Annotated in this window: 1 protein-coding gene; it reads left to right on the top strand. The window is 70.2% G+C overall.

Annotated features, from left to right (window positions below; all coding sequences use genetic code 11):
• On the top strand, positions 1-13,324 hold a 13,324-nt coding region (locus MHN80_RS24865; RefSeq protein ID WP_275448150.1), incomplete at its 5' end, for a non-ribosomal peptide synthetase.

Raw genomic sequence — 13,324 nt, 5'->3', positions numbered from 1 at the left:
GTATCGGACGGGTGATCGGGTGCGGTGGAGTGGTGTGGGTGAGTTGGAGTATGTGGGTCGTGTTGATTTTCAGGTGAAGTTGCGGGGGCAGCGGGTTGAGTTGGGGGAGATCGAAACCGTCCTCGCCGGCGCCGACGACGTGGTCGCCGTGGCGGTGGTGGTGCGCGACGACCGACTGGTCGCCTATGTCGCCGGCCCGGAAGGGTCTGCGGTACCGCGGATACGAGAGCACGCTGCCCGCCGGCTCGCGTCGTACATGGTGCCCGACACGGTCGTGGTGCTGGATGCGCTGCCGCTGAACACGGCGGGCAAGGTCGACCGCAAGGCGCTGCCCGCACCGGACTTCGTCTCCGCTGCACGGGTCGAACCCGACACCGACACGGAACGAGCCATCCTGGCCATTGTCGCCGAGGTGCTCGGGCGCGAGCGGGACGCCCCGGCCATCTCGGTGGTGGACAGCTTCTTCGAGATCGGCGGGCACTCGCTGTCGGCAACTCGGGTTGCCGCGCGCATCGCGCACGTCTTCGGTGTCCGGTTCGGCGTGCGCGAACTGTTCGACGCGCCGACGGTGCGGACGATGGCCGCGTATGTCGATGCCATGTTCGGCGATCGCGGGGGTCGCCGGGCCGGCATCGTCCCGGTCACGGACACAACGGAATTGGGGTCCGTCCCGCGTCCCACACGTCCGCCGCTGTCGACCGCACAGCAGCGCATGTGGTTCATCAACCAGTTCGACCCGACGTCATCTGCCTACAACATCCCGATCGCGCTGCGCGTGCAGGGGCGTCTCGACGTGGTCGCTCTCCGCGCGGCGCTGGCCGATGTGATGGAGCGGCACGAGGTCCTGCGGACGCGATACCCGCAAGGCGCCGACGGCCGGCCGTGGCAGGACGTTGCCCCGGCATCGGAGATCACCGTCGATCAGTGGTGGCGGAACACCGGCGTGGACACGTTGTCCGCGGAACCGTTCGACGTCACCCGCGACCTGCCGATCCGGGCGGGGATCGCCGATTCCGTCCCGACTCGGGACCGTCCCGACGACCAGGTGCTGGTCGTCGTCGTGCATCACATCGCAGCCGACGGCGAGTCCATGGTGCCGCTCGTCGACGATCTCCTGCAGGCCTACCGCTCTCGAGTCGCCGGTGTCGCGCCGGTCCGCGCTCCGCTGGCGGTGCAGTACGCGGACGTGGCCCTGTGGCAGCAGCGGGCACTGGGCTCGGTGGACGACCCGGCCTCCGAGCTCGGTCGACAGGCCCGCTGGTGGCGGAGTCGGCTTGCCGACCTACCCGAGGTCCTCGAACTGCCCGCCGACCGGCCCCGGCCGCCGGTGGCGTCTCACCGCGGTGCGGTGGTGGAGTTCGATCTCCCGGATGACCTGGCGCCTCGGATCGAGCAATTCGCCCGGACCCACGGTGTGACGGTCTTCATGGTGCTGCATGCGTCGGTCGCCGTCGTGCTCGCCCGTCTGTCGGGTACCTCGGACATCGCGGTGGCTTCGCCGGTCGCCGGCCGTGGGCGGGCCGAGCTCGACGCCCTGATCGGGATGTTCGTCAACACCCTGGTGCTGCGCACCTCCGTCGATTCCGCGGCGACATTCGGTGAGATGGTTCGGCTGGTGCGGGACACCGATCTCGACGCGTTCGCGGCGGCGGACGTGCCCTTCGAGTACCTGGTCGAGGCGCTGGCACCCACTCGCAGCGAGGCCTTCGCCCCGCTGGCCCAGGTGCTGCTGACCCTGGAGCAGACGTCGGTGGGGGAACTGACGGCACCGGGCCTGACGCTCACGCCCGTCGATGCCGGTCCGCCGGCCGCCCGGTTCGACCTGATGATCGGGATGACCGCCGACCGGGATCCCGATGGTGCCCTCGCCTCGCTGGCCGGCCGGATCGTCTACGCGACCGACCTCTTCGACGCGCGCACGGCGCACCGCGTCGCTGCCCGCATCGTCGATGTTCTCGACGCGGGCCTCGCCGATCCCGAGGTGATCGTCGGCGACATCGATCTCGTGGACGAGGGGGAGCGCGCGGCCATCGAGGGTTGGTCGCGTGGTGTGGGTGTGGGTGTGGGGTTGGGGTGGTCGGGTCGTTCGGTGGGGTCGGTGGTTGCTGAGCGGGTGGGGTTGTCGGTGGGTGATGTGGCGGTGTGGGTGGGTGAGCGGGTGGTGTCGTATGGGGAGTTCGGTGGGTTGGTGGGGGGTGTGGCGCGGGAGTTGGCGGGGTTGGGTGTGGGTGTGGATTCGGCTGTGGGTGTGGTGATGTCGCGGTCGTTGGAGTTGTTGGTGGCGGTGCATGCGGTGGTGGCTGTGGGTGGTCGGTATGTGCCGGTGGAGGTGGATGCGCCTGCGGAGCGGGTGGGGTTCATGTTGTCGACGGCTGGTGTGGGTGTGGTGGTGGTGCGTGCGGGTGATGTGGGTGGGGGTGATGTGTTTTCTGGCGTTGAGGGTGTTGGGGGTGTGCGGCGGTTGGTGGTGGATTGTGGTGAGGGGGTGGGTGTTTCGGGTGTTGGGGGTGCGGGGTTGTTGGGTGGGGTGGTGTCGGGTGTGGGGGAGGTGCCGGGTGGTGCGGGTGTGTACACGTTGTTCACGTCTGGGTCGACGGGGCGGCCGAAGGGTGTGACGGTGTCGCAGGCTGCGGTGGTGAATCGGTTGGGGTGGATGCAGTCGTTGTTCGGGTTGGAGCAGCGGGATGTGGTGTTGTGGAAGACGCCGGTGTCGTTTGATGTGTCGGTGTGGGAGTTGTTTTGGCCGTTGATGGTTGGTGCGTCGGTGGTGGTGGCGGAGCCGGGTGGTCATCGGGATCCGTGGTATGTGGCGTCGGTGGTGGAGCGGTTCGGGGTGTCGGTGTGTCATTTTGTGCCGTCGATGTTGTCGGTGTTTGTGGATGCGTTGCGGGATTCGGGTGTGGGGGATTCGGGTCGGCGGGGTGTGGCTGGGTTGGGGTCGTTGCGTGAGGTGTTTTGTTCGGGTGAGGCGTTGGGTGTGGGTGCGGTGGAGGGTTTGCGGGGGTTGGTGCCGTCGGTGCGGGTGGTGAATTTGTATGGGCCGACTGAGGCTGCGGTGGATGTGACGTCGTATGTGGTGGCTGGTGGTGAGGTGGTGGTGCCGATTGGTCGGGCGGTGCCGAATGTGTCGGTGTGGGTGTTGGATTCGCGGTTGCGTCCGGTGCCGGTGGGTGTGGTGGGTGAGTTGTATCTGGGTGGTGTGCAGGTGGCGCGGGGGTATGCGTCGCGGGCTGGGTTGACTGCGGAGCGGTTTGTGGCGGATCCGTTTGGTGGGGTGGGTGTGCGGTTGTATCGGACGGGTGATCGGGTGCGGTGGAGTGGTGTGGGTGAGTTGGAGTATGTGGGTCGTGTTGATTTTCAGGTGAAGTTGCGGGGGCAGCGGGTTGAGTTGGGGGAGATCGAAACCGTCCTCGCCACCGCCCCGGGTGTCGCCCAGGTGGTCGTCTCGGTCATGGAACTCCCTGCGGGACAGCAACTCGTCGCTCACGTCACCGGAACGGGCGTCGAGGTCGAGGCGCTGCGCGCGACGGCCGAGCAACTACCTGCGTACATGCGTCCCACGTCGTGGGTCGTGCTGGATGCGTTGCCGCTGAACACGGCGGGCAAGGTCGACCGCAAGGCGCTGCCCGCACCGGACTTCGTCTCCGCAGCGCGGGTGGAACCCGACACCGACACCGAGGTCGCCATCGCCGGTGTCTTCGCCGACGTACTCGGATTGCCGGCCCCGGACTCGGTGTCGGTGACCGACACCTTCTTCGACCTCGGCGGCAACTCGCTGGCCGCCACCCGGCTCGCGGCCCGCGTCTCCCGGATGCTCGGCATGACGGTACGGGTCCGGGACGTCTTCGACGCGCCGACGGTCCGCGACCTGGCGCGCCTCGTCGACACTTCCCTCGCCGACACCGTCACACCGGCGGTCGGCCGTCCCGCCGTGGTGCCCCGACCTTCCGTGGTGCCCCGCCCTTCCGTAGTACCTCTGTCCAGTGCGCAGCAGCGTATGTGGTTCATCAACCAGTACGAGCCCGACGTCGCGTCGTACATCATCCCGTTCGCCTTCCGCATTCGCGGCGAGGTCGACGTCGAGCACGTTCGTCGCGCGATCGCCGACGTGGTCGCCCGCCACGAGATCCTGCGGACCACCTACCCGATCGGCCGCGACGGGCGACCGGAACAGCTGATCCGCGACGTCGACCCGGGGGATTCCGGCATCGACGGTTCCACGTTCGACTGGGCGACCGTGGAGTCTGATTCCGAGGCGCTGGCCGTGACCACGGAACCCTATGACCTGACCCGCGACCTGCCGCTCCGCGCTCGCGCCCATGTCGAACCCGGCGCGGGTGCGCTGCTGGTGATCAGCATTCACCACGTCGCGGCCGACGGTGAGTCGGGTCGAGCGCTGTCACGTGATCTGCTCACCGCGTATGCGGCGCGACGTGACGGTCGGAGGCCGGATTGGATGCCCCTGCCGATCCAGTACGCAGACCATGTCGTGCGGTCGGCCGGGCGTGCGGGCGAGCAGGACGAACGCCGTCGGTGGTGGGTGCGGCAACTCGACGGCGCGCCGGTTCTGCTCGATCTACCGACTGTGCATCCGCGTCCGGTCACACCGACCATGCGCGGCGCGACAGTCGATTTCGTCATCCCGGGGCGGGTCGCGCAGGGGGTGGGCGCAGTCGCACGGAACGGCGACGCCACCGCCTTCATGGTGTTGCACGCGGCGTTGGCCGCCGTGCTGGGCCGGTTGTCGGGGACGCGGGATGTCGTCATCGGTACCGCCGCGGCGGGCCGGGACGGCGACACCGACGACCTGATCGGCATGTTCGTCAACACGATTGCGCTGCGTACCCCGATCGTTCCCGGACGGTCATTCGCCGACCTCCTGCGGGTTGTGCGCGAGGTGGACCTCGATGCGCTCGATCACGCTGACGTGCCGTTCGACGACGTGGTCGACGAACTCGGTGTGACCCGCGCCGCATCCCACGCACCTCTGGTCCAGGTGCTGCTGACCACCTCCGAAGTCGCCGATCCCGTCGCAACCGACGGCGGCGTCGCCGATCTCGACATCGAACCCGTTGCCGTCGCGGACAACTCGGCGAAGCTGGACCTCACCCTCGGTGTGCTCACCGACCCGGCTCCGGGGTCACCGTGGCGCGGTTCCCTCACCTTCGCGACGGACCTCTTCGACGAACCCGCCGCCCGCCGGCTCACCGAGCGATTCGTCCGCGTGCTGGCCGCCGCGGTCGAGGACAGCACGCGCCCGGTCGGTGACCTCGAGTTGCTGACCGGCGACGAGGAGATGGTGCCGGTCGTGTCGGGCGACCCCGATCCCGATCCGACGCTCCTCCCGGACCTGCTCGTCGGTGCGGCGCGGATGCGGCCGGGCCACCCGGCTGTCGTCGACCCGGCCGCCACCACCGGCGGGGAGACCTGGACCTACGCCGAACTCGATTCGGCGAGTTCGCATCTCGCGGCCGCGCTGATCGAGCGCGGCATCGGTGCGGAGGATGTGGTCGTGTGCGCCTTCCCGAGGTCGGCGACCGCGCAACTGGCGTTGTGGGCGGTGGCCAAGACCGGTGCCGTGTACTGCCCGATCGATCCCCGGTACCCGGCCGAGCGCATCGCCCGCGTCCTCGCGGCCGCGGATGCCGCACTCATCCTCACCGATGGGACTGTCGACGGACTGGGCGCCGGCCCGGTCGCGTCCACGGCGCGACTGCTGCTCGATCCGGCGCGCGTCAGTGACCTGCGGTCGCGTCCCGCTATCGCCCTGCGTCGTCGCCGTCGTCCGGTGACGCCCGATTCCGGCGCCTACATGATCTTCACCTCGGGGTCGACCGGAACCCCCAAGGGAGTGCTGGTGACGCACCGCGGGCTGGCGGGCGTCACCGCGGTCCTGCGCGACCGGCACCGCTCCGGGCCGGAGTCGCGCTGGCTGGGGATCAGCTCGCCGGCCTTCGACGCCGCCATGCTCGAGGTGCTCGGCGCCCACGGCAGCGCCGGGACGCTCGTCGTCGCCCCCGCCGACGTCTACGGCGGCCGAGAGCTCGCGGACTTCATCACGACGAACACGACCACGCACGCCTTCCTGGTGACCTCGGTGGCGGCGTCGCTGCCGGACCCCGGGCGTCTGCCGATGACCGACGTACTCGTGGGCGGTGAGTCCGTCCCCGACACCGAGAAGAACCGGTGGGCCCCGCATGTGCGATTCCACAACGGCTACGGACCGACCGAGACCACCATCATCAGCGTCACCTCGGCCCCGATCGGCGTAGACGAGCCGGTCCATCTCGGCAGCCCGGTTCCCGGTGCGAGCGCCGTCGTCCTGGACGAGCGGTTGCATCCGGTACCTCCGGGTGTCGTCGGGGAGCTGTACCTCGCCGGACCCGAACTCGCGCGCGGATATCAGGGGCGGTCGGCCCTGACCGCCGAGCGCTTCGTCGCCGCCCCGGCCGGTGAGCCGGGGGCACGGATGTACCGGACCGGAGACCTCGTACGACGATCCCGCAGTGGCGAACTGACCTACGTGGGCCGGTCGGACTTCCAGGTCAAGCTGCGCGGCCAGCGCCTCGAACTCGGTGAGATCGAGGCCGTCCTGACCGCACACCCCGAGGTGCGGACGGCCGCGGTCATCGGCGTCGGGAACCCCGTGAGCTCGCTGGCCGGTTACGTGGAACCCGTCGATCCCGGTGCCGGCCGGGTCCAGGTGCGACAGTTGACATCCGCGCTGCGGGAGCATCTCGCCGTCCACCTGCCGTCGCACATGGTGCCGGGCGCCCTCACCGTCCTCGAGTCCATGCCGCGCAGCCCGATCGGCAAGATCGACCGCACTCGGCTCCCCGCGATCGAACCGTCGGCCACCGACGCCGAACGGGTGCCGCCGTCGACCCACACCGAGCGGGTACTCGCCACCGTCGTCGGCGACGTCCTCGGCCTCGACGGCATCTCGGTGACCGCCGACTTCTTCGCCATCGGCGGCAACTCGCTCTCAGCCACGCGCGTCAGTGCCCGCGCCGGGGACGCCTTCGGGGTGCGCGTGGGGGTCCGCGACGTCTTCGAGGCGCCCACGGTGCGCCGGCTGGCGCGTCGCATCGACGCCGCCCATGACGACGCGTCCCGACCGCCGCCGTTGCGTCGCGCCGATCCGCGGCCGGCGCACATCCCACTGTCGTATGCGCAGCAACGGATCTGGTTCCTCAACCGGCTCGACCCGGAGTCGGGTGCCTACACCATCCCGCTGGCCGTCCGCCTGCGCGGACAGTTGGATCGACGTGCCCTGCACGACGCCGTCGTCGACGTTCTCGCCCGCCATGAGGTCTTGCGGACCGTGTTCCCGGCGCAGGGCGGTGAACCCCGGCAGGACATCCTGCCGATCGACGAGGCACGGGCCCGACTGCGCTGGGAGATCGTCGCGGCGACCTCGGGGCCCATCGATCCGGCCGGGCTCGTGGGCGATGCGACGTTCGACGTCACCACCGAGCTCCCGCTGCGGGTCCGACTCGTCGAGGTCGAGAACACCGAGCACATCCTGGTCGTGGTCTTGCATCACATCGCCGCCGACGGCGAGTCGATGCGTCCGCTCGTCGCCGACCTGTGGGGTGCGTATCTGGCACGTGCCGAGGGGCGGTCCACCGAGGTGGAGGCACCACTGATCCAGTTCGCCGATCACGCTCTGTGGCAGCGGGAGGCGCTCGGGGACATCGACTCGGCGGAGTCCGTCCTCGGTCGGCAGGTGGGCTACTGGACGAACCGGTTGTCGGGGATCCCCGACCTGCTCCCGTTGCCGACGGACCGCCCGCGACCGGCGGTGGCGTCGCAGCGTGGTGGTCGGGTGACGGCGAACCTCCCGGCCGATCTGCCGGCGCGGATCGCGGCCACCGCCCGCGCACACGGCGCCACCGAGTTCATGGTCGTCCACGCGGCTCTGTCGATCATGTTGGCGCGACTGTCGGCCACCCGCGACATCGTGATCACGACACCGGTCGCCGGACGCGGGCACGCAGACCTCGATGACCTCGTCGGCATGTTCGTCAACACCGTGGTCCTGCGCCTGGACGTGGACCCGCGGACGCCGGTCGGCGAGTTCCTCGACCGAGTGCGCGTCGACGACGTCAACGCTCTCGCGCGGACCGACGTCCCCTTCGAATACCTGGTGGATCGCCTCGCCCCGGTCCGGTCGGAGGCGTTCGCCCCGATCAGCCAGGTGATGCTGTCGGTGCTGCACGATCGCGACGGTGACGACGCGACCGGAACCGTCGCATCGCCATCGCGGGCGCTGGCCCTCGAACCGGTGGAGGTGTCCACCGACACCACCCAGCTCGACCTGACCGTCGCGGTGACGATCCGGCCCGACCGTCCGTGGGCCGTCGAGATCGTCTATGCCACCGACCTGTTCGACGAGCACACCGCGCGGACGGCGATCATCCGGCTGACCCGGGTTCTGGAGGCGGTCGTCGCCGCTGACGACCTGGCGGTCGGTGCCATCGATCTGACCGACCACGACGAGCGCGCGCGGATCGCCGCACTCGTGTCCGGACCTGACCTGCCGGTGCCGTGGACGACCGTCACCGATGCGATCGTGGCCGCCGCGCGACGCTCGCCGGAGTCGATCGCCCTCGTGGCAGGCGATCGGACGCTGACCTATTGCGAGTTCCTCGACCGGACCACCCGGCTCGCGGAGACCCTGAGCGCCCACGGCGTGGGTCCGGATGTCGCAGTGGGCGTGTGCATCCCGCGTTCCGTCGAACTCGTACTCGCGATCCATGCCGTGGTCATGGCCGGCGGCGGCTACGTCAGCATCGACCCGACGACGCCGACCGATCGGGTCGCGGCCATGGTCGACTCGGCATCGATCGCGATGGTGCTGACGGCGGACGTCCGCCCGCCGGCGCTGTCCGGTCTGGCCACGCCGACACTCGTCGTCGACGGAAGTGGACCGCTCGACGGCATCTCGCGTCCGGGTACGGACCTGCGCCGTCCGTATCCGGGCAACGCCCTCTACACCTTGTTCACCTCCGGATCGACCGGAACGCCCAAGGGCGTCACCGTCAGTCACGGTGCTGTGCTCAACCGCCTGGCATGGATGTCGGTTCGTTCCCCGCTGCGTCCTGATGACGCGGTCATGCTCAAGACACCGGTCACCTTCGACGTGTCCGTCCCCGAACTGTTCGAACCGCTGATGGCCGGCGCGCGCCTGGTCATCGTCGAGGACGGCCTGCACGTGGACCCGGCCCACGTCCTCGCCGAGATCGAGCGGCATCGGGTCACCTCCGTCCACTTCGTGCCGTCGATGATGGCGGCGTTCGTCGAGTACATCGGTGACCGCCCGCAACGGCGGGAGGCGCTGTCGTCGCTGCGGCGGATCAACGCCTCCGGTGAGGCCCTGCCCGCGGCGACCGCCGAGGCGATGGCCGCGTTGGCCCCGCAGGCCGACATCGACAATCTCTACGGCCCGACCGAGGCCGCCGTCGAGGTGACGGCGTATCGCTTCACTCCCGGTGACGCGGTCGTTCCGATCGGACGGCCCAACGCGAACACCACGACGTGGGTGCTCGACGACAGGATGCGCCCGGCGCCGGCCGGGGTGGTCGGCGAGCTCTACGTCGGCGGGGATCAGCTGGCGCGCGGCTACGCGGGCCGGCCCGATCTCACCGCCGAACGGTTCGTGGCCGATCCCACCGGGCCGACGGGCGGACGGCTCTACCGGACCGGCGACCTCGTACGCTGGGATGCCGACGGCGCTCTCGAGTATCTCGGCCGAGCCGACTTCCAGGTGAAACTGCGCGGGCAGCGCATCGAACTCGGGGAGATCGAGACCGTTCTGGCCCGCGTCGACGGCGTCACCCATGCCGCCGTCACCGTCCGGAGCGGCCCGGCGGGCGATGCGCTGGTCGGGTACGTGGCCGGCAACGTCGACCTCGAAGTGATCCGCGAACACCTCCGACAATCGTTGCCGCAGTACATGCATCCCACTCGATGGGTGATCCTCGATGCGGTCCCGATCACCGCGACCGGCAAACTGGACCGCCGGGCCCTCCCCGCGCCGAGCGACGACGCGACCGAGATGGTGCCGCCGGCCGACGCCGCCGAACGCGCGGTCGCGGTGGTCTTCGCCGAGGTTCTGGGACTCGCCGAGATCTCGGTGACAGCGCCGTTCTTCGACCTGGGTGGCAACTCGCTGGCCGCGATGCGCGTCGTCGCCCGGATCGGCGAACAACTCGGCATCGACCTCGATGTCCGCGACCTCTTCCGCGCCCCGACGGTCCGCGACCTCGCGCGGACCCTGGCACGACGCCGAGTCGCCGAGCATCCCCTCGTCGCGCGTCCCCGACCCGCCCGTATCCCATTGTCGTATGCGCAGCAACGACTCTGGTTCATCAACCAGTTCGACGTGACATCCCCGATGTACAACATGCCCGTCGCCTTCGACATCCGCGGGTTCCTCGATGTCGAAGCGCTGCGTGCCGCGGTGGTCGCCGTGATGACCCGTCATGAGCCCCTGCGAACCGTCTACCCGCTCGGCGAGGACGGCGTGCCCGCGCAGCACATCCTCGATCCGGCGACGGCCGCGGACGAACTGCGCTGGGAGTCGGTCGGCACGCCCGCGGACGCGATGGCGTGGTGCACGGAGGGATTCGACGTGTCGACGCAACTGCCGCTGCGGGTGGTGATCTCGGCGGTATCGGCGGAGGGTACGACGCCGCCGGTGCATCGGGTCGTGCTGGTCCTGCACCACATCGCCGGCGATGCGGCGTCCCTGTCGATCCTGGCGGCGGAGGTTCTCGGCGGATACCGCAGTGGCGGAGGCCCTTCGGCCGGGTCGATCGACGTCCCGGACATCGCATACGCCGATCACGCGCTCTGGCAGCGCGACGTGCTCGGGGACGTCGACGACCCGATGTCGCCGATGGCCGCGCAGTACTCGTTCTGGGCCGAGACACTGGCCGGTGTTCCCGCCGCGCTGGAGCTGCCCGGCGACCGTCCGCGCCCGCCGGTCGCCGACCCGACCGGTGGCCGCCTACCCCTCGAACTGGGCGAGCCGCGCAGCGCGGCGGTCATGGCGACCGCACGCGCACACGGGATGACCCCGTTCATGGTCTGTCACGCCGCGTTCGTCCTCACCCTGGCGCGGGTGGCCGACGTGGACGACGTCAGCGTCGGCGCCGCCGTGTCGGGACGCGGTCACGCGGCCACGGCGGGACTCATCGGCATGTTCGTCAACACCGTCGTGCTCCGGACCCCGCTGCGGGCCGAGGACACGGTCGGGGATCTGCTCCGTCGGGTCCGCGACGTCGATCTCGCGGCGTTCGCACACGCCGACATCCCGTTCGAGATGCTCGTCGAGCACCTCACGCCGGTTCGTTCCACCGCCCACGCGCCGCTCGTCCAGGTCATGATCAACTACCTCGCCGAGTCCTCGGGTGACAGCCCGCTTCCGGGGCCGGGTTCCGGCATCGAGGCAGCGGGTTTCACCGTGGACGGTCTCGAGGTGGTGCCCGTCGAACCGGGGTCGCCGCCCGCCAAGGTCGATCTGACACTCGGTCTCGCGGAACGGCCGGTCGGCACCGGCGTCGAGCTGGTCGGCGAGATCGATTATGCCGCAGCACTGTTCGATGTCGAGACGGTTGCGACGATACGCGACGTCTTCCTCCGCATGCTCGACGCGGTCACCGGCGATCTCGACACCGTCGTGGATCGAGTCCCGCTGGTCGCGGCCGACGCGACCGTTGCCGAGGATGGAGGGCCGGTGATCCTCGACAGCGCGGGCCGGGCGGTGCCGCCACGGGTGCCGGGCGAGCTGTACGAGCGCGGCGACGACGGTGCGCCGGCGCCGACCGGCCTACGAGCACGGTGGGTCGACGCGTCCACGACACGGCCCGAGATCCTGGGGCCGGTCGCGCGGCATCCCCGAATCGACGGTCGGCGAATCGATCTCGATGCGGTGGAGCGAGCGTTGGCCGAGGTGACGGGCGTGGCCGCGGCCGCCGTCGTGAGTGCGCCGACAGCCGACGGCGTCGAGGTGGGTGCCTGGGTCGTTGCCGACGGCGACCTGGGCGTGCCCGAGCTCCGGCGTGCGCTGTCGCAGGTGCTGCCCGCGCATTGGGTTCCCACTGCGATCGGCGTCGTCGACGCGATCCCGGCCGGGGCGGACGGCCGACCGGGGCGCCGCGAGATCGCAGCACTTCTGGAAGGGGGCGGAACCGGGCATGACGATGCCGGATCCGCGGCGCCGACCGGACGATGGGAGGTGGCGGTCGCCGAGGCGATGGCGGAGATCACCGGGAACCCGGTGGTGGACGCGGACCAGGGCTTCTTCGATCTGGGCGGAACGTCGCTGTCCGCGGTGCGGCTGGTGTCGCTGTTGCGCAGGCGAACCGGTGTGCCCGTCGAGGTCGCATGGGTCTTCGCCGGACCGACGCCGCGCGATCTCGGCGCCCGGCTCGCCGCCCACGAGGACCCGGCCGCCACGGGCGCCCCGGGGGACCAGGTGGTCGTGCCGCTGCGAGCAGAAGGCGGTCGCGCCCCGGTCTTCTGTGTCCACCCGGCCGATGGTCTGGCGTGGCTGTTCGCCGGTCTCACACCGTATCTCGACGACCGGCCGGTCTTCGGTCTGCAGGACCCCTTCGTCGTGGTCGGTGACACGGCCGACGCGTCGATCCGTGACCTCGCCGAGCGGTACGTGGCCGAGATCCGAAAGATCGTTCCGCAGGGTCCCTACCACCTCGTCGGCTGGTCCATCGGTGGCTTGATCGCCCAGGAGATGGCCGCCGAACTCCGTGCGCGGGGTGCGGAGGTCGGTTTCCTCGGGCTCCTCGACAGCTTTCCCGCCGTCGGCGACGAACTCGAGATCGACGACGCGGCAGGGGTTTCGGAGGTGTCACCGGACGACACGCGGTCGACGGTCGCGGACCTGCTCGGTGGGTGGCAGGCCGTCATCGACGTCGACGCGGTGGCGACGTCGGACGATCCGGCTGCCGTGGCCGCCGCGATCCGCGAGCGGGTCACCGGACTCGGCCTGCTCGACGGCGATGCGTTCGACCGCATGCTGCAGCGGATGGCGACGTCGGCCCGGCGCACCGTCGACCACCGGCCCCGACCCTACGACGGTGACGCGATGCTCGTCGTCGCCGCGGCCGGAGACGCGGATCCGGACAGAACGTCCGGACGTTGGGCGCCATTCCTCGGTGGACGGATCACCCGGGTCGATGTCGACGCCGATCACCTCGGGATCGTCGGCAGTGACGCACTGGTCGAGATCGGACCGCGGATCGACGCCGCGATCACCGCGGCCGAGGCGCGAGCCGGCGACGGCCCCGCGGCTCCCTGA

The sequence above is a fragment of the Gordonia sp. McavH-238-E genome (assembly GCF_022348225.1).
GTDB lineage: Bacteria > Actinomycetota > Actinomycetes > Mycobacteriales > Mycobacteriaceae > Gordonia > Gordonia terrae.
This window is presented reverse-complemented; position numbering and strand designations above follow the sequence as displayed.